Here is a 21,844-nt window from a genome sequence, read left to right as displayed (position 1 = left end):
GGTTTGCGTGAAGGGGCTCCCCGCTTACTATCGGGCCATCGAAATCAGACCGGATCACAGGGACATGGACTACAAGACGCTGGAAGACTACGTGGGCCACACGCCGCTGGTGCGCCTCAAGCGCATCGGCGCGGGGCGCAACAACGTCATTCTCGCGAAGCTCGAAGGCAACAACCCGGCCGGATCGGTGAAGGACCGACCGGCGCTGTCGATGATCGTGCATGCGGAAGCGCGCGGCGAGATTCGTGCCGGCGACACGTTGATCGAGGCGACCAGCGGAAATACCGGGATCGCGCTGGCGATGGCCGCGGCGATGCGCGGTTACCGGATGATCCTCGTGATGCCCGAAAACCAGAGCGTCGAGCGGCGCCAGACGATGCGGGCGTTCGGCGCCGAACTCGTGCTCACTCCGCGCGACGGCGGCATGGAAATGGCCCGGGACGTCGCCGAACGGATGCGCGACGAAGGCGGGGGAATCATCCTCGACCAGTTCGCGAATCCCGACAACCCGCTCTCTCATTACGAAGCGACCGGCCCGGAAATCTGGGAGCAGACGGGCGGCCGGATCACGCACTTCGTCAGCAGCATGGGCACGACCGGGACGATCATGGGCTGCTCGCGCTTCCTGAAGGAAAGAAATCGCGCCGTCCGCATCATCGGCTGCCAACCGGATGAGGGTTCGCAGATCCCCGGCATCCGCAAGTGGCCCGAAGCCTATCTGCCGAAGATCTACGAAAAGCCGCGGGTCGATGCACTCGAAAACGTGAGCCAGGCCGACGCCGAGGAAATGACACGGCGCCTGGCGCGCGAGGAAGGCATTTTTGCCGGGATCTCGTCGGGCGGCGCGATGCATGTTGCCGTACGCCTTGCGGCGGACCTGGAAAATGCAGTGATCGTGTCCATCATCTGCGATCGTGGCGACCGGTATCTGTCGACCGGCGTGTTTCCGGGCTGAGTTCGGGTCCGGCCGGCGCACGATGCGCTGGGCTTTTGTTCTTTTCATCCTGGCTTGGTTCGGGTTTGCCGGAGCGGGCGTCCTGCAACTCGACCTGGGCCGCGTCACGCATCCGGTTTTCGTCATCGAAGGCCTGCATGTCCGTCTCGGCGGCGAAGGCGAGCTGGCCGAACTGGCGATCGAACGCTTCGCAATCGACCAGCGCGACTGGCAGGACGTCACGATCCATTGCCCCGATTTCCACCTCGAACGTGCCGTGGTCCGCTGCCGCAGCGGCCTAGTGACCGTCCCCGGCCTGTTCGAGCGTGTGGCGATCGACCTGCACTTCGACACGGTGAACAAGAGCGGCGAACTCAACCTCCGCATGCCCGGCCGCGAAACGATCGACGTGGTGCTGCGTCCGGATGGCCGGATCGTGGCGTCGCTTGCAGGGCTTTCCGTTGCACGCCTGGGGAAGCTCATCGATTTGGCAAGCTGGAATGCGGCAGGGCGGTTTGCCGGTCGCATCGAATATTCCCCGGCGCGCGACGGTGCCCGCATCAAAGTGTCGGGGAAGCTCGAAGGCGGCGGATTCGAACAGGCGGATGGGCTGCGGGCGGCGGAAGGGGTGGGCCTGGATATCGATCTACGGGCGCGGCGCCGGCGCGCCGGCTGGGATTGGCAGGGGCGGGTGGCGTGGCGCGCCGGCGAAGCGTATCTGCATCCGCTGTACCTCGTGGCCGGCCCGATCATCGACGCGGCCGGGCGGCTCGAAGCGGAGGTGCTCACGGTGACGCGCGCGCGCCTCGAACTCGAAGGCGTGCGCGCGATCACCGCAAACGCCGAAATCGGCCTGCAGCCGCTGGCCATGAGAAGTCTGGCGTTTTCGGTCGCTGACGCCGATCTCGCGGTGGTCGGTCCGCGTTATCTTGCGCCGGCGTTTGCACCGGCCGCAACGGACCGGCTGCGGTTTTCAGGCCATGTCAGCGCCGCAGCGACAGTCGAAGAGGGGGTGCCGACTGCGGTGGATCTTGCATTCGACGAGGCCGGCTTCAGCCTCAGTGACAAGGAACTGAGTTTCGGGCCGCTGACCGGCGTCGTGCCATGGCGCACCGACGCTCGCACCGAAGCGCGACTGGCGGTCGGCGGCGGCCGCTGGCAGAAGCTCGCGCTGGGCGCCTTCGAGCTTGTCGCGCGGCTCGACGGGCAAGGTGTCGACGTCGACCGTGTCGCGATCCCGGTGCTCGACGGTGCGCTGGTCCTCGAGCGGCTGGCGCTCGCGCGCGATGCGACCGGCTGGCACGGCAGCGGCGGTGCCGTCGTCGAGCCGATTTCGATGGCGCTGCTCGCCGAGGCAGCCGGCTTGCCGGCGATGTCCGGCGTGCTGAGCGCATCGCTGCCGGGGCTGCGCATCGCGCCGGGCGAAATTACGCTCGACGGCGCTCTGGTGATTTCGGTGTTCGGCGGCTACCTGCAGGCGACGCGCCTGCAATTGCTCGAACCGTTCGGCGTCGCATCGCATCTCTATGCGGACGTCCAGGCCCGCCACCTCGACCTCGGGCAATTGACCGAAGCCTTCTCGTTCGGCAGCGTTTCCGGCTTTGTCGACGCGGACGTGCGCGGGCTGGAACTCGCGCGCTGGCGGCCGGTGCGCTTCGACGCCCGCGTCGTCAGCAGCCCCGGAAACTATCCGCGACGCATCAGCCAGCGCGCGGTGCAGAACATCAGCGCGCTCGGCGGGCCGGGTGCGGCGGCTGCGCTGCAGCGCGGGCTGCTCGGCCTGTTCGAAACGTTCGGCTATCGCGAGATCGGTATCTCCTGCATCCTGCGTGACGGCGTATGCCGCATGGACGGGCTGGATGACGCTGTCGCGCCCGGTGACGGCTACTACCTCGTGCGTGGCGGCGGCATCCCGGCGTTGAATGTCATCGGCTACAATCGGCGCGTCGATTGGAACGAGCTGATCGATCGTCTGCAGCGGGTGATCGCATCCAACGCTTCCCCCGTCATCCAGTAGCAGTCGGAATTCGCGGCTTCGCCGCAACAGGCCCGGCTCGCGGCGGGCAGGAACAGGAGGCCGAATGACCGCATTCCCCAGAGTCGCTATGCTCGGCGCCGTGATCGCGACTGCCGGCGCCTGCGTGACGATCAATATCTATTTTCCCGCGGCCGCCGCGGAAAAAGCCGCGGATCGCATCATCGAAGACGTCTGGCAGCTGGGCGAAGGCGAGACCCCGACGATCCGATCGCAGCCGGACGGAGAGACGAAATGAATGCGATGACGAATGCTCTGACCGGATTTCGCGGCTGGATTGCCGTGGTGCTGCTCGGCTTTGCCGGCCTCGTGCTCGCACAGGGGAACATCGAAATCGACACGCCGGCGATCGCGGCGCTCAAGCAGTCGATGCAGCAGCGTCATGCGAAGCTCGCGCCGTTGTATGGGTCGGGTGCGGTCGGGCTGGCAGCCGACGGCAACGTCGCCCTGCGCGATGCCTCCGGCGTCCCGCTCGCTCAGCGCGGCCAGGCGAATGCGCTGGTCGCGGCTGAAAACGCCGATCGCGCAGCCCTCTACCGCGAAATTGCGCGCGCCAATGGTCATCCCGAATGGGAGGCGGAAGTGCGCGCCACGTTCGCGCGGCGCTGGATCGATCGCGCCCAACCGGGCTGGTGGATCCAGCGCGAGGGCAGTTGGGTGCGCAAGTGATGCCGGTCCTCGTCTTCGATATCGAGACCGTCCCGGATGTCGAAGGCATTCGCGTGCTCAACGATCTGCCCGACGATCTCGACGATTACGAAGTCGCCGAATTCGCTTTCCAGCAGCGGCGCGCGACCAACGGCAGCGACTTCCTGCCGCATCACCTGCAGCGCGTCGTGACGATTTCCTGTGTGCTGCGGGACGCTTCGCAGTTCCGCGTGTTCTCGCTCTCGGCGCCGGAGTGCACGGAAGGCGAGATCATCCAGCGCTTCTACGACGGCATCGAACGCTTCACGCCGCAGATCGTGTCGTGGAACGGCGGGGGATTCGACCTGCCGGTGCTGCATTACCGCGGCCTGAAACACGGCGTCTCGGCGCCGCGGTACTGGGACCAGGGTGAAGGGGATTACCAGGATTCGCGCGATTTCAAATGGAACAATTACATCGGCCGCTATCAGAGCCGGCACCTCGACCTGATGGATCTGCTCGCGCTGTATCAGCCGCGCGCGAACGCACCGCTCGACGAGCTGGCGAAGCTGATGGGGTTTCCCGGCAAGCTCGGCATGGACGGTTCCGCGGTGTGGTCGGCGTGGCAGGACGGGCGCGCGGCGGAAATCCGCGATTACTGTGAAACCGATGTCGTCAATACCTATTTGGTGTACCTGGGTTTTCAGCGCATGCGCGGGCAACTCGATGCGGCGTCCCACGCCGCCGAACTCGCGGTCGTGCGCGAAGCGCTCGCGCGCATCGATGCGCCCCACTGGAAGCAGTTCCTCGCTGCCTGGCCCGGAGTCTGAACCTCAAGGAGATATGCTCATGTCGATCATCGGGACCATCATCATCGGCTTCATCGTCGGACTCCTTGCACGGCTGCTGCATCCCGGCAAGGACGGCCTCGGGATCATCATGACGACGCTGCTGGGCATCGCCGGAGCGATGCTCGCGACCTACGGCGGACAGTTCCTCGGCCTGTACCGGCCGGGCGAGCCGGCCGGCTTCATCGGCGCGCTCGTCGGCGCGATAGTCATTCTGTTCATCGTGACCCGCCTGCGCAAATGATCGGCGTGGAAGGTTGAACATGGAAGGTTGAAAAAACGGCCAGCATGAAGCTGGCCGTGCGGGTTGGACAGTCGGCGGCGCCCTCCGCCGCACAACCTCAGTACACGTCGTGCTGGGTGTTATAGATGTTGAAGTGCCCGGTCGGCGTGATCAGCTTCGGATCCTTGATCACGGTCTTCAGTTCGAGGGTCGTGTCGTCGACGACGACGATCGCCGACTCCTTGTCTTTCGCCGACCACACCGAGAACCACACCTCGTTGCCGTCCTTGTTGTACTCGGGCTGGACGACCCGCTTCGCGCCGTCGTCCTTCAGCTCCGCCCATTCGGCGATCGGCAGCACCTTCAAGCCGCCCTGCAGGTTCGTGAGGTCGTACACCGCGACCGTCTGGCTGACCTTCGCGTCCGGATGAAGCGGGTTGTCGACATACAGGTGCTTCGACTTCGGATGCGTCTTGATGAACAGCGACCCTCCGCCCTGGCTCTTCAGTGTATCGACCATCTTCCATGCGTACTGCTTGTGCTTTTCGGGGTCGGTGCCGATCAGCGCGATCGTGTCGTCGCCGAGGTGCCCGGTCGCCCATACCGGGCCGTAGGTCGGGTGCGTGAAGTTCGCGCCGCGGCCCGGGTGCGGGATCTTGCCGACGTCGATGAGTCCGGCGAGCTTGCCGTCCTTCGCGTCGATCGCGGCGACCTTGTTCGACTGGTTCGCCGCGACCATGAAATAGCGCTTCGACGCGTCCCACCCGCCGTCGTGCAGGTAGGGCGCCGAACCGATTTCGGTTGTCTTCAGGTTCTGGAGGTCGGAGTAGTCGACCATCAGCGTCTTGCCGGTTTCCTTGACGTTGACGACGAACTCCGGCTTGAAGTGCGACGCGACGATCGCCGCGACGCGCGGTTCGGGGTGGTATTCTTGCGTATCGACAGTCAGGCCGCGAGTCGAGACGATTTTCTGCGGCTCGAGCGTGTCGCCGTTCATGATGACGAACTGGGGTGGCCAGTACGCGCCGGCGATCGCGTATTTATCCTCGTAACCCTTGTATTTCGACGTGTCGACCGAGCGGGCCTCGAGACCGATGCGGATCTCGGCGACGTTGTCGGGTTTCTCCATCCACAGGTCGATCATGTTGATCTTCGCATCCCGGCCGATCACGAACAGGTAACGGCCGGAGGCCGAGATGCGGGAGATGTGAACGGCGTAGCCGGTCTTGACGATGTTGATGATCTTCTTCGTGTCGCCATCGATCAGCGCGATCTCTCCGGTGTCGCGCAGCGTCGTCGAGAAGATGTTCGAGATGTTGTAGTCGTTCATCTTCTTCTTCGGCCGCTGCTCGGGCGGGACGATGACTTTCCATGTCTCCTTCATTTGCGCCAGGCCGAACTCGGGCGGTTGCGGCGGCGACTGCTGGATATAGCGTGCCATCAGGTCGACTTCTTCGTCGGTGAGTTCGCCCGACGTGCCCCAGTTTGGCATGCCGGCGGGCGAGCCGTACTTGATGAAGACTTTGAGGTATTCGCTGCCTTTGCCGAGCGTTATGTCGGGCGTCAGCGGCTTGCCGGTCGCGCCCTTGCGCAGCACGCCGTGGCAGCCGGCGCAGCGCTGGAAGTAGATGTTCTGGGCTTTCGCGAACTCGGCCTTGGTGATCTTCGGCGCGTCGGGATTGATGTCCTGGTACATCTCGACGTCGGCCAGCGGAGAACCGCCGGCCTGGTATTTTGCCTCCGCCTCGCCGACATGCTCTGCGGTGTTCGCCTGGGCGAACACCTGTGACATGGCGAGTGGCACGCTCGCAAGCAGGAAGACGCCGCTGATCCGATTCCTGTTGATACCCATCGTCGCTCTCCTTCAGGGAAGAACTGGTGGCGCAACGCCTCTGCCCGGTATTGGTTGCCGAGGAACTCACCCCGTCAGCGCGAGTTCCTCGATTGCCGTTCCATTGCCAAGCAGCGCGTGCAGCGACACGACCGACCCGATCATGATCAGCGCCGGCGACTTGAGCTGGGCGCGTTTCACGGCCGCCGCGAGCTGGTCGAGTCGGTCGCTCACGGTGATTTGCCTGTTCGTGGTGCCGGCATGCACAACCGCCGCCGGCGTATCGGGCGCAAGTCCATGGGCGATCAGCTGCTGGCAGATGATGTCGAGCGCGCCAAGCCCCATGTAGATGACGACCGTCTGGTTCGGCCGGGCCAGCGCCGGCCAGTCGAGATTGACTGTGTCGTCCTTTAGATGTCCGGTCGTGAAGATCACCGAGCGTGCGTGGTCGCGATGCGTCAACGGGATGCCGGTACAGGCGGATATCCCGCATGCCGCGGTGATCCCGGGGATGACTTCGCATTCGATCCCGGATTCGAGCAGCTCTTCCACCTCTTCGCCGCCGCGACCGAACATGAACGGATCGCCCCCTTTCAACCGCACGACCTCGAGCCCGCTGCGGGCGAGATCGACCAGCAGACCGTTGATCCGGTGCTGCGGCAATGAATGGTATCCCGCCTCTTTGCCCGCATAGATCATCCTTGCCGCCGGATTGGCGAGGTTGAGGATTTCCTCGCCGACAAGGTGATCATAGACGACAGCCTGCGCCTTCGACAGCAGGCGTGCCGCTTTCAGCGTGAGAAGCTCCGGATCGCCGGGGCCGGCCCCGACCAGATACACCTTGCCCGGTCGTCCGCATGCTGCCGGTTTATCGGGATCCTCTCCCGAAGGATCGAAGCCGCCGATATGCTTGCTCATGAATGGCTCTCCGCGTGTGCCGCGAATCGGTGCTCCGCGGCGGTTCGAATGGCGCGAACAGGACGTTCGGGCGTCGCCACTTTATCCCTACTTACCGTCCGGGAAATTAACCGATATCAAGGAGGGCCAGGCTATGTCGGCACGATACTGCACTCATAGCTGAGCGGATCAGGTCGGCGTCTCGCCTCCCGTCCGTGATGGCCAACCTTTCCAGTGCGGACTGACGAGGACCCGAGCGTGTTCTGTCGAAGCATCCTGATCGCGGCTTTCCTTCCGGCGCTGGTTGTCCCGGTCCACGCCCAGGGTCCCGCCCCCGACGACAAGCGGCAGCGCGAGCTGGTGCATATGGTTCGCCAGGACTGCGGATCGTGTCACGGGCTGACCTTGCAGGGCGGCCTCGGCCCGGCTCTCACCCCGGCGGCGCTGCGGGGCAAACCTTCGGAGGGACTGGTCGCGACGATTATCGGGGGCCGCCCCGGCACACCGATGCCGCCGTTTCGCGGCCTGATCGAGGAATCGGAAGCTGCATGGGTCGTGGAACGGCTCCTCGAAGGCTTTCCCGCGGATGGCGGCCCGCAATCCGCCCAACGGACGGCGGGGACGCGGTAATGAGCCCTTGGCCGGCCGGCACAAACCTGCCCGACAAAGAGAGACGGACGATGCCCGGAAGCAAAGTGAAGCGTGCAGCATTGACAGTCGCGATGCTCCTGCTGTCGGCGTGCGCGTCCCAACCGCCGGTCGCCTTGCGTGGCACCGGCGATCTCGGCGTCATCGTCGAGCGTGCGACCGGACGGTTGCAGGTCATCGAGACGACGCAGCGCCGGGCGCTCGCGCAAGTTTCCGGCCTCGGCGATCTGTCCCATGCATCGGTGGTGTTTTCCCGCGACAGCCGTTATGCCTACGTGTTCGGTCGCGACGGGGGGCTGACCAAAGTCGATCTCCTCACCGCGACGATCGCGAACCGCGTGGTACAGGCCGGCAACGCGATCGGCGGCGCGATTTCCCAGGACGGACGAATCCTCGTCGCGCAGAACTACGAACCCGGCGGAATCAAGGCTTTCGACGCGGGCACGCTCGAACTGCTCGCCGACGTGCCGGCCGCCTACGGCCCCGATGGCAAGCGCTCGAAAGTCGTCGGCCTGGCCGATCTGCCGGGCAACCGTTTCGTCTATTCGCTGTTCGACGCGAACGAAATCCGCGTCACCGATCTGTCCGATCCGCAGCATCCGAAAACCGAGCGTTACCCGTCCGGCAAGCAGCCGTACGATGCGCTGGTGACGCCGGACGGGCGCTACTACATTGCCGGGCTGTTCGGCGAGGACGGTCTGTCGATGCTCGACCTGTGGCATGCCGAAAAGGGCGTGCGCACCATCCTGCCCGGCTACGGCCGGGGCGAGCAGGCGTTGCCGGTGTACAAGATGCCGCACCTGCGCGGCTGGGCCGTTGCCGGGGGACGTGCCTATCTGCCGGCGATCGGCCGTCACGAGGTCCTGGTCGTCGAGCTCGGCAGCTGGAAGGAGATCGCGCGGATTCCGGTCAAGAGCCAGCCGGTGTTCGTGATGGCGAGGCCCGACGGCCGCGAAGTGTGGGTCAATTTCGCCTTCCCGGACAACGGCTGGGTCCAGGTGATCGATACCATCCAGAACAACATAGTCGATACGCTGCAGCCAGGTCGGGCCATTCTCCATATGGAATTCGCCCCGAAAGGCGAGGAGGTCTGGGTGTCTGCGCGTGACGACAACAAGGTCGTGATCTACGGGACAGCGAAGCGCGACAAGCGTGCCGAACTCCCGGCCGCCAGCCCGAGCGGCATTTTCTTCACCAGTCGCGCCTTCCGGACAGGGTTCTAGGACATGCCCTGCACGAGCGCCACGCAGATGTGCACCACGACAATGGCCGGGCGCGAAGTGGTTCATCAGCCCCAGGCGGCCGCGTTTCGCCTGCTCAATGACTACCAGCGCGGCTTTCCGCTCGTTTCCGAGCCGTTCGTCGCGATCGCCGCACAATGCGGACTGAGCGAGCCGGCTGTGCTCGCCGCGCTGCAGGACTGGCTGGACTCCGGCGTCGTCAGCCGGGTGGGAGCGGTATTCGCGCCGCGGCGCGTCGGCGCGAGCGCGCTGGCGGCGCTCGCCGCACCGCTAGCGCGGCTCGAGTCGATCGCTGCCCGCATCAGCGCAGTGCCGGAAGTGAATCACAACTACCAGCGCGAACATTCACTCAATCTGTGGTTCGTGATCACGGCGGCGTCGGAGCAGCGATTGCAGCAGGTCGTTGCGGAAATCGAGCGGGACACCGGCTGCAGGGTCGTCGTGCTGCCGCTCGAAGAAGAGTTCCACATCGATCTGGGCTTCGATCTCGGCGGGGCGGTGCGCGGCGCAGTCAGCGCTGCGAGAGGCGATTTGCCGCCCCTCGGCGAGACGGCGTGCGCGCTGCCCGGCCTCGAGCGTCGGTTGATGACGGCGTTGCAGGCGGGGTTGCCGTTGCTGCCGCGCCCGTTCGACGCGCTCGGGCGCAAGGTCGGGCTCAGCGAAGCGATGGTCATCGAGTTGATCGCTTCGTGGCTCGAAAACGGCCTGATCAAGCGTTTCGGAATCGTCGTACGCCATCATGAGCTCGGCTTTCGCGCGAACGCGATGTGCGTCTGGGATGTTCCGGACGACCAGGTCAGCGAACTGGGCCGCAGTCTCGCTGCCGAGCCTGCAGTGACGCTTTGCTACCGGCGCAGCCGCGTCGTGCCGGACTGGCCGTACAACCTGTTCTGCATGATCCATGGCAAGTCGCGCGAAGCGGTGCTCGAGGTGCGCGAAGCCATCGCTGCACGCCACCAGATGAATCGTTGGTCCGGCGCCGTGCTGTTCAGCACCCGGCGCTTCAAGCAGCAGGGCGCGCGTTATCTCGCGGACGGTGACGCATGAGCCGAGCGACAGCGAAAGGGCAGGCGTCGCTGCTCGACGAGACCGACCGGGTGCTGATCAACATGCTGCAAGGGGATTTTCCGCTGGTGCGCAAGCCGTTTGCCGACGTCGCGGTCCGGCTCGGGATCGACGAGAGGCAGGTCATCGACCGGCTGCAGCGCCTGCTCGATCAGCGGGTGCTGACCCGGTTCGGCCCGATGTTCCAGATCGAGCGGATCGGCGGCGCGTTCTGCCTCGCCGCCATCAGCGTGCCCGAACCCGATTTCGAGCGCGTCACCGCCGAAGTGAATGCCTTTGCCGAAGTGGCACACAACTACCGTCGCGACCACGCGCTCAACATGTGGTTCGTCCTCGCGACCGAAAATCCGCAGGGCATAGCCGAGACGGCAAGACGGATCGAAGCGGCGACCGGGCTGCCGGTGTTCCTGTTTCCGAAGGAACGGGAGTACTTCGTCGAAATGAAGCTGGAGGCGTGATGGCCGCGCACTGCGAAAATCCACCCCCGCAGGACGGCGCCCTCGGCTGCGCGCCCGGCGTCGGTTGCGACGAGGCGATCGAGCGACGCATCATCGTCGCGACCCAGGGCGGTCTGCCGCTAGTCCCCGAGCCGTGGGACGAAGTGGCGCGGGAAGTCGGGCTGCCGGTCGACGAACTGCTTTGTCGCGTCCGCGGGATGCTCGAGCGCGGAATCATCCGTCGCATCGGCGCGGTACCGAATCATTACGCGATCGGCTACACCGCGAACGGCATGAGCGTGTGGGATGTTGCGGACGAATGTGTCGATGCCGTGGGCGAGTTCATCGGTGCACTCGAGGCCGTCACGCACTGCTATCGACGTCCGCGCCGTCTCCCGGACTGGCCGTACAACCTCTTCGCGATGGTTCACGGGCGCAGCCATGACGAGGTGCGGCAGCAGATCAGCGACATTTCGAGCCGTATCGCGGCCCGTTTTCCCGGCGCCTGCCGCAGCCGCGACGTGTTGTTCTCGTCGGCAATCCTGAAGAAAACGGGGCTGCGGATCGGTGGCTCAGCACCAAAGGGACACAAGCGCGAGTGAGTTTCCGCCACGCATCGGAAACCTCGTGCGCACCCCGGTAAAACCGCGATGTTGCGTTTCCGCGGGCAACTGCAGGTGTTGCAATTTGCTTATGCGTTTTACGTTGTAATGAGAGGTTTTTTATGCTGCACAATTTTATCCACAGAGGGGATAGGGAAATTTAACGCATATCAAGGATCGTCCGCGGTTATCAGATCGATACTGGCTGCATTGTTGTTTCACATCCCGAGCTGCTTAAGGAGAAAGACGTGCAAAACAAGAGTTGGATGGGCAAGGCGTTCGCGCTGGCGTTGCTGCCGCTGGCCGTGGGCACGGTTTGGGCGCAATCTGCTCCCGAAATGACCCAGGACGAAAAGGACAAGGCGAAGCAGATCTACTTCGAGCGCTGCGCCGGCTGCCACGGCGTGCTGCGCAAGGGGGCGACCGGGAAAAATCTGGAACCGCACTGGGCCAAGACCGCGGCCGACGGAACCAAGACCGAGGGCGGCACGCTCAAGCTCGGCACCGAACGTCTCGAGAAGATCATCGCCTACGGCACCGAAGGCGGGATGGTCAACTACGACGACATCCTGACGAAGGAAGAGATCAACATGATGGCGCGCTACATCCAGAACACCCCGGATGTGCCGCCCGAGTTCTCGCTGCAGGACATGAAGAACAGCTGGAAGCTGCTTGTTCCGGTTGCCGAGCGTCCGAAGAAGCAGATGAACAACATCAACCTGAAGAACGTCTTCGCGGTGACGCTGCGCGACGCCGGCAAGCTCGCGCTGATCGACGGCGACACGCACAAGATCTGGAAAGTGCTCGACACCGGCTACGCGGTGCATATCTCGAGGCTATCGGCGTCGGGGCGCTACGTCTATACCGTCGGTCGTGACGGCCTGACGACGATCATCGACATGTGGTACGAGGAGCCGAAGACGGTCGCGACGGTGCGCCTCGGCTCCGATGCGCGTTCGGTCGACACCTCGAAGTTCAAGGGCTTTGAAGACAAATACCTGATCGGCGGCACCTACTGGCCGCCCCAGTACTCGATCATGGACGGCGAGACGCTCGAGCCGATCAAGGTCGTGTCGACGCGCGGCCAGACGGTCGACGGCGAGTACCACCCGGAGCCGCGCGTCGCGTCGATCGTCGCGTCGCACATCAAGCCGGAGTGGGTCGTCAACGTCAAGGAGACGGGCCAGATCATGCTCGTCGACTACACCGACATCAAGAACCTGAAGACGACGACGATCGAATCGGCGAAGTTCCTGCACGACGGCGGCTGGGACGCCTCCAAGCGCTACTTCATGGTCGCGGCGAACGCGTCGAACAAGGTCGCCGCGGTCGATACGAAGACCGGCAAGCTCGCCGCGCTCATCGACACGGCGAAGATTCCGCACCCGGGCCGCGGCGCGAACTTCGTGCATCCGCAGTTCGGTCCGGTGTGGACGACCGGCCACCTCGGCGCCGACGTGATTTCGGTGATTTCGACCGCGTCGGAAGAGGCCAAGTATGCCAAGCACAAGGACCAGAACTGGAAGGTCGTGCAGGAGCTGAAGATGCCGGGCGCGGGCAACCTGTTCGTCAAGACCCACCCGAAGTCGAAGAACCTGTGGGCTGACGCGCCGATGAACCCGGAACGCGAGGTCGCCGAGTCGGTTTATGTCTTCGACATGAACGACCTGGCGAAGGAACCGAAGCGCCTGGACGTCGCGAAGGACTCCGGTCTGCCCGAAAGCAAGGCGATTCGTCGCGCGACGCACCCGGAGTACAACGAGGCGGGCGACGAAGTGTGGATCTCGCTGTGGGGCGGCAAGACGGACCAGTCGGCGATCGTGATCTACGACGACAAGACCCTCAAGCTGAAGAAGGTCATCACCGACCCCGCGATTGTCACGCCAACCGGCAAGTTCAACGTGTTCAACACGATGCAGGACATCTACTGATCGCCTCGTCGATCGGGTTCTGACACCCTCCGGGCTTCGGCCCGGAGGGGTGACGAGGAAGATTCTCATGACGGATCGAGACAGCAATCCCAAACAACATTCCGGCGGCCTGTTGGCGCGTCTTCGCCGTCCGAGCGTGAAGTACTCGCTCGGCGGCCTATTGGCGGTCGGCTTCGTCATCGGCGTCTTTTTCTGGGGCGGTTTCAACACCGCGATGGAAGCGACGAATACCGAGCAATTCTGCATCTCCTGTCACGAGATGAATGACAACGTTTATCAGGAATACAAGCAGACCATCCATTACACGAACCGCACCGGGGTGCGCGCGGTTTGCGCGGACTGCCACGTGCCGCGGGACTGGACGCACAAGATGATCCGCAAGGTCCAAGCGTCGCGCGAGCTGTGGGGCAAACTCACCGGCACGATCGACACACGCGAGAAGTTCGAGGCGAAGCGGCTGGAACTGGCGCGACGGGAATGGGCGCGGATGAAGTCCGTCGATTCGCGGGAATGCCGAAACTGCCACAGCCTTGACAGCATGAACACCGAGTCGCAGAAGCAGCGGGCACGCAAGCAGCACGAGATGGCACGCGAGGACAACATGACGTGCATCGATTGCCACAAAGGCATCGCCCATCACAAGCCCGAAGGCATGACCGAGGAAGATGAGTTGTGAGCGGCAGGCAGTAGCGAATTTCGAGCATCCACTGAGAGGAACCGAAAATGAGAAAGACGTTGATCGCGAGCGCGGTGACCACTCTCCTGACGCTGGGCGCAGGTAGCGCACTTGCTGCGGCGCCGGCGGACTGGAGCAAGATTCCCGCAAAGGACATCACGCTGTTCTATCCCGGGGTGTCGCCCGTCGAATGGATCACGAAAGGGACCGAGCACGGCGGTGCACGCGCACTCAAGAAGGGCGAGCGCTGCGCCGACTGCCACGATGAAGAAGCCCGTGACATGGGTACGAAGATCGTCAGCGGGCAGAAGATCGAGCCGAGTCCGATCGCCGGCAAGGCTCCGGCCATCCCCGTGAAGGTGCAGGCGTCGCACGACGGCGAGAACCTTTACCTGCGTTTCACGTGGGAGCAGCCGAAAGCATCGGGCGCACCGAAGCTGGACGACAAGAATCCGGTGAAGGTCGCCTTCATGCTCGAATCCGGCGGCAAGGTCGAACTCGCGGACCAAGCGGGCTGCTGGGCAACCTGTCACGTCGATTCGCGCACGATGCCCGGCGCCGCCGATACCAAGACGAAGTACGTCAAGGGTGGTTCGCTCGCCGAAGGCAAGTTCTACGACCTGATCCAGTGGCGCAGCGGCGAAAAGAAGGGCTTTGACGGGTACGTCGCCGACAAGCGGGTAATGGAAGGCGGCAAAGGGCTGGTGAACGCCGAAGGCAAGCTCGACGGCAACAACTGGTCGGTCGTGTTTACGCGCAAACTGACGGGCGGGGGCGAGGGGGACGTAAACCTCGAATCCGGCAAGGTCTACAATTTCGGCTTCGCCATTCACGACGACAACGCGGCCGGCCGCTTCCACCACGTATCGCTCGGCCACCAGCTTGGCATCGATGCGAAGGCGGACATCACCGCAGCCAAGCAGTAACTTCGCTTACCCCTCCATCTGCCGCCAGGAGCGTCAATCGTGCGTGCGATGTTTCAGGCCACCCTCGCGGGTGGCCTCTTTGTACTGGGCTTTTCGGCGCCACTGCAGGCAACTGAAATGGTAGTCGAAATTTCGAACTACACCTTCACGCCGGCCGAGGCACGAATCAAGCCGGGCGACACGGTCACGTGGGTGAACCGCGAGAAGCGGACCAGCCATTCGGTGCAGTTCGACGCGACGGGCGAAGAGTCCGAACGGTTTTTCCCTGACGAGAAATGGTCGCGCGTCTTTCCGCAGGCCGGACGTTTCGAATATCACTGCGGTCCCCATCCCGAAATGAAGGGCGTCGTCATCGTCGGGGATTGATGCTGCGGCTTTTGCCGGGTAAGGCGTGCGGGGTGGCCGGTCGCCGCGGCCGAGGCTGCAATTTTGGCATATTGCCGTTCTCCTCCTCCGCGTGACCGCCTCCCGGTCCGCGCTCCCCTTGACCGCCGTCATTTCCCCGCGGGTGGCAGTCCGGTGTAATTGCCTCACTCAGGAGAGCCCGCCATGTTTCGCATCTCGAACTTCATCCGCGAACTCGATCATCCGACACCCTCGGGCCCGCACCGCAACCCCCCCGGCCCGGTGGTGATCTGGAACCTGATCAGGCGCTGCAACCTCACCTGCAAGCACTGCTACTCGATTTCGGCCGATACCGACTTTCCCGGAGAGTTGTCCACGACGGAAGTGTTCCGGGTGATGGACGATCTCAAGGCATTCCGCGTGCCGGTGCTGATCCTCTCGGGGGGTGAGCCGCTGCTGCGCCCCGACATCTTCGAAATCGGCCGTCACGCGAAAAAAATGGGCTTCTATGTCGGCCTGTCGAGCAACGGCACGCTGATCGAAGAATCGAACATCGACCGGATCGACGAGATCGGCTTCGATTATGTCGGCGTGAGCCTCGACGGCATCGGCGCCACGCACGACCGATTCCGCCGCCTCGAAGGTGCTTTCGATGCCTCGATGCGCGGCATTCGGCTGTGCGCGGCCCGTGGCATCAAGGTCGGGGTGCGCTATACGATGACCGAGGAGAACGCCGCCGACCTGCCCGCGTTGCTGCGCCTCGTCGAGGACGAGGGCATCGACAAGTTCTATTTCTCGCACCTGAATTACGCCGGCCGCGGCAACAAGCACCGCGGCGACGATGCGCACCACCGCACGACGCGCGATGCGATGGATCTGCTTTTCGATACCTGCCTGGCGCTGCATCGACGCGGCGTCGACAAGGAATTCGTCACCGGCAACAACGACGCCGACGGGGTCTACATGTATCACTGGGTCGCCCGCCGGTTTCCCGAGCACGCCGAGCATATCCGTGCAAAGCTGCTGCAGTGGGGCGGCAATGCGAGCGGCGTCAACGTCGCGAACATCGACAACCTCGGGGTCGTGCATCCCGATACGATGTGGTGGCATGTGCCGCTCGGCAACGTGCGCGAGCGGCCGTTTTCCGAGATCTGGAGCGACCTGTCGAATCCGCTGATGGCGGGCCTCAAGCGCCATCCCCGTATCCTCGGCGGGCGCTGCGGCAAATGCACGTTTCTCCCGGTGTGCAACGGCAGCTCGCGCGTGCGCGCCCAGCAGATCACCGGTGATCCGTGGGTCGAGGACCCGGCCTGTTATCTCACTGACGAGGAGATCGGCGTGACGGCGGCCGATTACGGCAGCGAGCGGGTCAAGACCACTCCTTTCGTGCCGGGCCACCGTCCTGCCTGACCCACCGAGACATCGAATGAATTTTCTTCGTTCCAAAGCGGTAACGTTCCGGACGTCAGCCCGTCTTTTCGTCGCCCCCGTGTTGCTTGTGGCGGGCTTCGTCGTGTTCAATCCGGCGGTGCATGCTGCCGACAGCGACATCGCGGCCCGTCAGTACCAGCAACACTGCGCCGCCTGTCACGGTGCCAATCGCCTCGGTGGCAGCGGACCGGCGCTGTTGCCCGAGAATCTCGCGCGCCTGCGCAAGGAAGAGGCGCTGGAGGTCATCCGTGAGGGTCGCGTCGCGACCCAGATGCCGGCGTTCGGCGCAGCGCTGAACGCCAACGAGATCGCGGCGCTCGGCGCGTTGATCTACACGCCGGTCGTTCCGGCGCCGAAATGGAGCGAATCCGATATCCGCGCTTCGCGCATCCAGCATGTCGATCCGGCGACGCTGGCGGCCAAGCCCGTGTTCGATGCCGATCCGATGAACCTCTTCGTCGTCGTCGAAGGCGGGGATCACCACGTGTCGGTGCTCGACGGCGACAAGCTCGAACCGATTCATCGCTTTGCGTCGCGGCTGGCGCTGCATGGCGGGCCGAAGTTCACCAAAAACGGCCGGTTCGTGTTTTTCGGCTCGCGCGACGGCTGGGTGACGAAGTACGACCTGTGGAATCTCAAGGTCGTCGCCGAAGTGCGCGCCGGCATCAATACACGCAACGTCGCAGTGTCGCCGGACGGCCGGCACGTCGCGGTCGCGAACTATCTGCCGCATACGCTGGTGCTGCTCGATGGTGACCTGAATCTGCTGAAATCGATCGACGTTACCGACCGCGAAGGCAAGCGCAGTTCGCGCGTCTCCGCAGTGTATGAAGCGACGCCGCGCAATGCCTTCGTCGCTGCGCTGAAGGACGTGCCTGAGGTGTGGGAGATCAGCTACGACCCGACGGCGGAGGAAATCCCGATCGGCTACGTCCACGACTACAAGCTGCGCGAAGGCGCCTTCGTCCGCGGCTACCTGAACCCACGCCGCACCGAGCTCACGCAAGTGCTCGACGACTTCTTCTTCACCCAGGACTATTCGACGGTGCTCGGCGCGTCACGCGAGGGGGTCGGGCAGGTCGTCAATCTCGACGTTCGGCGCAAGATTGCCGATCTGCCGCTCGACGGCATGCCGCACCTCGGTTCCGGCATCACCTGGGAGTGGCAGGGGCGGCGGGTGATGGCGAGCACGAACCTCAAGGCGGCCGAAGTCACGGTGATCGATCTCGAGGACTGGAGCGTCGTCAGGCGCATCCCGACGCGGGGCCCCGGGTTCTTCCTGCGCAGCCATGAGAACAGCCGCCATGCTTTTGTCGATTCGATGATGAGCCGTGACGCGAAGCACATCCTCCAGGTCATCGACAAGCAGACGTTCGAGATCGTCAGGGAGCTCAAAGCCGCTCCCGGCCAGACGCTCGCGCACGTCGAGTTCACGCGCGACGGCCGTTACGCGCTCGCCAGTTTGTCGGAAATGGACGGGGCGCTGATCGTCTATGACGCGCAGACGCTCGAAGAGGTCAAGCGTTTGCCGATGAAAAAGCCCGTCGGCAAATACAACGTCTGGAACAAGACCATGCGCGAGGAAGGTACGAGCCACTGAAGCGCGCACCGCGTGGGCCCGGGTGCAGCGGTCTCTAACCGGGCGCCGGCACGAATTTCAGCGCGACGCCGTTGTTGCACCAGCGCTTGCCGGTCGGCCGCGGGCCGTCGTCGAACACATGGCCGTGGTGCCCCTCGCAGCGCGCGCAGTGATACTCCGTGCGCGGCAGGATCATCCTGAAGTCGAGCTTCGTTTCGACGTGCCCCGGAATCGTCGTGAAGAAACTCGGCCAGCCGGTGCCGCTGTCGTACTTCATGTCCGACGTGAAGAGCGGGAGCTCGCAGCCGGCGCAGACGTATTCGCCGTTTCTCTTCTCGTCGTTCAGCGGGCTGCTGCCAGCGGGTTCTGTCCCGTCGCGCCGCAGTATGCGGAACTGCTCGGGCGTGAGGAGCTTTCGCCACTCCTCGTCGCTGCGGTGAATTTTCCCGATTTTCGGCGGGGCTTCGGTGCTCTGTTCGACCGAGCGAACGAGCGGTGCCGCCGCGCTACCGAAAAGGGCTGCAAGAAAGAGCCGTCTGTTCATCACTTCTTCTCTCCGTCATCCACGCCCCACAGGGCTTCGAGCCGCTGGTCGCGCCCGCAGCGGTGCCGATAGAACTTGTAGCGCAGCGGATTTTTCAGGTAGTAGTCCTGGTGGTAGTCTTCGGCCGGATAGAATTTCGGCGCCGGCACGATTTCAGTGACGACGGGCTCGTCAAACGGTTTGTTTGCGACGAGCGCGGCACGCGAGCGCTCGGCAGCCGCCCGCTGCCCCTCATTTTGATAGAAAATCTGTGCCCGGTACTGGCTGCCCCGGTCGCAGAACTGCCCCCCGGGATCGGTGGGATCGATATTGCGCCAGAACACGTCGAGCAGCTGTTCATAGCTGATTTTCTCCGGGTCGTACTCGATCCGCACTGCCTCGGCATGCCCGGTGCGTCCCGAGGAGACTGCCTCGTAGCGCGGATTTGGGACGTGTCCCCCAGTGTAGCCGGAGGTCGTCGACACGACGCCGTCGAGCCCGTCGAACGGCGGCTCCATGCACCAGAAGCAGCCCCCGGCGAAAACCGCCGTCGCGGGCGATGACGCCGGCGCCGCCTGTCCCGCGCCCGTGCCGGCCACCAGCAGCGCAAGCCCCAGCACGCCGACCCACCTGCCGGATAGCCGTGAGACAAAACCACCCTCATGCGTCGTCATCGAGAAACCTCCTGTTTCACTGCAATTGGACCGACAAGTGTGCGTTTCATTTCCGTCGCTGCAACTTCTCGTTGCCGATCCGCCGCGCGTCGCGCGACTCGCCTGCATCGGGCCGTGAGGACTTGAAGGAAATCCCCGAGAAAAAACCCGTTCCGCAAAAAGTTTTGCGCAGACTATTGCGCTGCATGGCGGGCATGCCTATACTGCGCAGCTCTTAGCAGGCGCGTAGCTCAGCTGGTTAGAGCACCACCTTGACATGGTGGGGGTCGTTGGTTCGAGTCCAATCGCGCCTACCAACATATGGAGCTGGACCGTGATGTTCCGAACTACTGCCGAAGCCGGAAACTGAAAATCGGGCTCCGCTGTAGTGCTCCAGAAAAAAAAGTGCGGTTCGCCCGCACTTTTTTTTCGTCCACAATTCGTCGAAACATTTGTCCGAGGCCTCGAGATCATGCCGAATATCACGCTTCCCGACGGTTCTGTACGCAGCTTCGATCATCCTGTCACGGTATCCGAGGTCGCCTCGTCGATCGGTGCAGGGTTGGCGAAAGCGGCGCTCGCCGGCAAAGTGGATGGACGACTCGTCGACCTCTCGTATCGAATCGAGGCCGACACGCCGCTGGCGATCGTTACCGAAAAAGGTGACGAAGGGCTCGACGTGATCCGTCATTCGACCGCGCACCTGCTTGCGCATGCGGTCAAGGAACTGTTCCCCGAAGCGCAGGTGACAATCGGCCCCGTGATCGAGAACGGCTTCTATTACGATTTCGCCTACAAGCGTCCGTTCACGCCGGAGGACCTCGAGAAGATCGAAAAACGCATGGCCGAGCTTGCCCGGCGCGAGATTCCGGTCTCTCGTGAAGTCTGGCCGCGCGACAAGGCGGTCGAATTCTTCAAGTCCCAGGGCGAGCACTACAAGGCCGAAATCATCGCCTCGATCCCGCAGGCCGAGGATGTGTCGCTGTATCGTCAAGGAGATTTCATCGATCTGTGTCGCGGGCCGCACGTGCCTTCGACCGGCAAGCTCAAGGTCTTCAAGCTGACGAAAGTCGCCGGCGCCTACTGGCGTGGCGACTCGAAGAACGAGATGCTGCAGCGCATCTACGGCACCGCGTGGGCGAAGAAGGAAGACCTTGAAAGCTACCTCCACATGCTCGAGGAGGCCGAAAAGCGCGATCACCGCAAGCTCGGCCGGCTGCTCGACCTCTTCCATATCCAGGAAGAGGCGCCGGGCATGGTGTTCTGGCACGCGAAAGGCTGGACCCTGTGGCAGCAGGTCGAGCAGTACATGCGTCGCACGATCCTCGAAAACGGTTATCAGGAAGTCAAAACGCCGCAGATCGTCGACCGCTCACTGTGGGAAAAGTCCGGCCACTGGGACATGTACTCGGAGCTGATGTTCACGACCCAGTCCGAGAAGCGCGACTTCGCGGTCAAGCCGATGAACTGTCCGTGCCACATCCAGATCTTCAACCAGGGGTTGAAGAGCTACCGCGACCTGCCGCTGCGCATGGCCGAGTTCGGCTCCTGTCACCGAAACGAGCCCTCGGGCGCGCTGCACGGCATCATGCGGGTGCGCAACTTCGTGCAGGACGACGCGCACATCTTCTGCGCCGACGATCAGGTGCAGGCCGAATCGGCGGCGTTCATCGCGCTGTTGCAGAAAGTCTACGCGGACTTCGGCTTCACCGAGATCCTGATCAAGCTATCGACGCGCCCGGCCAAGCGCGTCGGTACCGACGAGCAGTGGGATGCCGCGGAAGCGGCGCTCGCGGCGGCGCTCGCCGCGCAGGGGCTCGCGTACGACTTGCAGCCGGGCGAAGGCGCGTTCTACGGACCGAAGATCGAGTTCTCGCTGAAAGACTGTCTCAACCGCGTGTGGCAGTGCGGAACCCTGCAGCTCGATTTCAACCTTCCGGTGCGGCTGGGAGCCGAGTTCGTCGCCGAGGACAACGCGAAGCACTACCCGGTGATGCTGCACCGTGCGATCCTCGGCTCGCTCGAGCGTTTCATCGGCATCCTGATCGAGCACTACGCCGGCGCCCTGCCGCTGTGGCTGGCTCCGGTCCACGCCGTTGTGCTGAACATTTCCGAAGGGCAGGCGGACTACGCAACCGAAGTCGCCAGACGGCTGAAGCAGGCGGGTTTCCGGGTCGAGGCGGATTTGCGTAACGAAAAGATTAACTATAAAATCCGCGAACATAGCGTGCACAAGCTGCCTTACCAGATTGTCATCGGCGAGAAGGAAAAGGCGGCAGGAGTCGTCGCGGTGCGCGTGCGGGGAGGTCAGGATCTTGGCCAGATGCCCCTCGATACACTGATCGAGCGTTGGCAGCGCGAAATTGAGGCGCGGTCGGGCTCGATCTGATTT

At 63.7% G+C, this 21,844-nt stretch carries 23 protein-coding genes and 1 tRNA gene; 19 read left to right on the top strand and 5 right to left on the bottom strand.

Translation table 11 applies throughout. From position 1 onward, the window contains the following. Positions 1–64: 64 nt before the first annotated feature. The 6 genes from cysM (at position 65) to PA01_03515 (ending at position 4,688) form a co-directional block, all read left to right on the top strand. Entirely contained in the window at positions 65–955 is an 891-nt protein-coding gene (gene cysM, locus PA01_03540) for a cysteine synthase CysM (protein ID KON80818.1), read from the top strand. A 22-nt stretch (positions 956–977) separates the two neighbouring features. Next, positions 978–2,951 carry a hypothetical protein gene (locus PA01_03535; protein ID KON80817.1) on the top strand — a complete coding sequence of 658 codons (1,974 nt, stop codon included), beginning with the start codon at positions 978–980 and terminating at the stop codon, positions 2,949–2,951. A gap of 64 nt (positions 2,952–3,015) precedes the next feature. Next, positions 3,016–3,207 carry a hypothetical protein gene (locus PA01_03530; GenBank protein ID KON80816.1) on the top strand — a complete coding sequence of 64 codons (192 nt, stop codon included), beginning with the start codon at positions 3,016–3,018 and terminating at the stop codon, positions 3,205–3,207. Continuing rightward, complete coding sequence (locus PA01_03525) at positions 3,204–3,638, top strand: YdbL family protein (protein ID KON82282.2); 435 nt, start codon at positions 3,204–3,206, stop codon at positions 3,636–3,638. Before PA01_03530 ends, PA01_03525 begins: the two co-directional genes overlap by 4 nt. After that, positions 3,638–4,426 carry a 3'-5' exonuclease gene (locus PA01_03520; protein KON80815.2) on the top strand — a complete coding sequence of 263 codons (789 nt, stop codon included), beginning with the start codon at positions 3,638–3,640 and terminating at the stop codon, positions 4,424–4,426. Before PA01_03525 ends, PA01_03520 begins: the two co-directional genes overlap by 1 nt. A 19-nt stretch (positions 4,427–4,445) precedes the next feature. Further along, entirely contained in the window at positions 4,446–4,688 is a 243-nt protein-coding gene (locus PA01_03515) for a GlsB/YeaQ/YmgE family stress response membrane protein (protein ID KON82281.1), read from the top strand. Positions 4,689–4,785: 97 nt separating this feature from the next. Here the strand turns inward: PA01_03515 and PA01_03510 are convergent, their stop codons facing one another. After that, positions 4,786–6,363, bottom strand: coding sequence for a nitrite reductase (locus PA01_03510; GenBank protein ID KON80814.2), 1,578 nt, complete (start codon positions 6,361–6,363; stop codon positions 4,786–4,788). A 222-nt stretch (positions 6,364–6,585) separates the two neighbouring features. Beyond that, positions 6,586–7,416, bottom strand: a complete 831-nt coding sequence (gene cobA / locus PA01_03505) for a uroporphyrinogen-III C-methyltransferase (GenBank protein KON80813.1) — start codon at positions 7,414–7,416, stop codon at positions 6,586–6,588. A gap of 252 nt (positions 7,417–7,668) precedes the next feature. Here cobA and PA01_03500 point away from each other — a divergent pair, with 252 nt between their 5' ends. From PA01_03500 to PA01_03450, 11 genes are all read left to right on the top strand, one after another. Then, a complete protein-coding gene (locus PA01_03500) occupies positions 7,669–8,025 on the top strand; it encodes a cytochrome c (GenBank protein ID KON82280.1) in 357 nt (118 codons plus the stop codon). Positions 8,026–8,075: 50 nt separating this feature from the next. Beyond that, a complete protein-coding gene (locus tag PA01_03495; protein ID KON80812.1) occupies positions 8,076–9,266 on the top strand; it encodes a protein nirF in 1,191 nt (396 codons plus the stop codon). Between the two features lie 27 nt (positions 9,267–9,293). Beyond that, positions 9,294–10,331, top strand: coding sequence for an Lrp/AsnC family transcriptional regulator (locus tag PA01_03490; GenBank protein ID KON80811.2), 1,038 nt, complete (start codon positions 9,294–9,296; stop codon positions 10,329–10,331). Next, positions 10,328–10,807, top strand: coding sequence for an AsnC family transcriptional regulator (locus PA01_03485; protein KON80810.1), 480 nt, complete (start codon positions 10,328–10,330; stop codon positions 10,805–10,807). The genes PA01_03490 and PA01_03485 overlap by 4 nt, the downstream gene beginning before the upstream one ends. After that, positions 10,804–11,388 carry an Lrp/AsnC family transcriptional regulator gene (locus tag PA01_03480; GenBank protein KON80809.2) on the top strand — a complete coding sequence of 195 codons (585 nt, stop codon included), beginning with the start codon at positions 10,804–10,806 and terminating at the stop codon, positions 11,386–11,388. Before PA01_03485 ends, PA01_03480 begins: the two co-directional genes overlap by 4 nt. Positions 11,389–11,636: 248 nt before the next feature. Beyond that, the gene (locus PA01_03475; GenBank protein ID KON80808.1) at positions 11,637–13,319 is read left to right on the top strand and encodes a nitrite reductase; all 1,683 of its coding nucleotides are present in this window, start codon (positions 11,637–11,639) and stop codon (positions 13,317–13,319) included. Between the two features lie 67 nt (positions 13,320–13,386). Then, positions 13,387–13,995, top strand: coding sequence for a NapC/NirT family cytochrome c (locus PA01_03470; protein ID KON80807.1), 609 nt, complete (start codon positions 13,387–13,389; stop codon positions 13,993–13,995). 47 nt (positions 13,996–14,042) lie between these two features. After that, on the top strand, positions 14,043–14,921 hold the full coding sequence (locus PA01_03465; GenBank protein ID KON80806.1) for an ethylbenzene dehydrogenase-related protein: 879 nt from the start codon (positions 14,043–14,045) through the stop codon (positions 14,919–14,921). A gap of 48 nt (positions 14,922–14,969) precedes the next feature. Beyond that, entirely contained in the window at positions 14,970–15,287 is a 318-nt protein-coding gene (locus PA01_03460) for a plastocyanin/azurin family copper-binding protein (protein ID KON82279.1), read from the top strand. Between the two features lie 183 nt (positions 15,288–15,470). Next, on the top strand, positions 15,471–16,676 hold the full coding sequence (gene nirJ, locus PA01_03455; protein ID KON80805.1) for a heme d1 biosynthesis radical SAM protein NirJ: 1,206 nt from the start codon (positions 15,471–15,473) through the stop codon (positions 16,674–16,676). 16 nt (positions 16,677–16,692) lie between these two features. Then, positions 16,693–18,297, top strand: a complete 1,605-nt coding sequence (locus PA01_03450) for a nitrite reductase (GenBank protein ID KON82278.2) — start codon at positions 16,693–16,695, stop codon at positions 18,295–18,297. Between the two features lie 34 nt (positions 18,298–18,331). On the opposite strand, the gene msrB is transcribed toward PA01_03450, so the two are convergent. The 3 genes from msrB to PA01_18525 are packed head-to-tail and all read right to left on the bottom strand — an operon-like array spanning position 18,332 to position 19,669. Beyond that, positions 18,332–18,820 (bottom strand): peptide-methionine (R)-S-oxide reductase MsrB, encoded by a 489-nt coding sequence (gene msrB / locus PA01_03445; GenBank protein KON80804.1) that lies wholly within the window; start codon positions 18,818–18,820, stop codon positions 18,332–18,334. Next, positions 18,820–19,473, bottom strand: coding sequence for a peptide-methionine (S)-S-oxide reductase MsrA (msrA, locus tag PA01_03440; GenBank protein KON82277.2), 654 nt, complete (start codon positions 19,471–19,473; stop codon positions 18,820–18,822). Before msrA ends, msrB begins: the two co-directional genes overlap by 1 nt. Before the next feature lie 46 nt (positions 19,474–19,519). Further along, positions 19,520–19,669, bottom strand: a complete 150-nt coding sequence (locus PA01_18525; GenBank protein KAI5913024.1) for a hypothetical protein — start codon at positions 19,667–19,669, stop codon at positions 19,520–19,522. Positions 19,670–19,692: 23 nt separating this feature from the next. Between PA01_18525 and PA01_03435 the strand changes: the two genes are divergently transcribed. Both PA01_03435 and thrS read left to right on the top strand, forming a co-directional pair. Beyond that, positions 19,693–19,769, top strand: a tRNA-Val gene (locus PA01_03435). Positions 19,770–19,924: 155 nt separating this feature from the next. Continuing rightward, positions 19,925–21,841, top strand: coding sequence for a threonine--tRNA ligase (gene thrS, locus PA01_03430; protein KON82276.1), 1,917 nt, complete (start codon positions 19,925–19,927; stop codon positions 21,839–21,841). The last annotated feature ends 3 nt before the right edge of the window (positions 21,842–21,844 follow it).

It is taken from the genome of Azoarcus sp. PA01, assembly GCA_001274695.2.
GTDB lineage: Bacteria > Pseudomonadota > Gammaproteobacteria > Burkholderiales > Rhodocyclaceae > Aromatoleum.
This window is presented reverse-complemented; position numbering and strand designations above follow the sequence as displayed.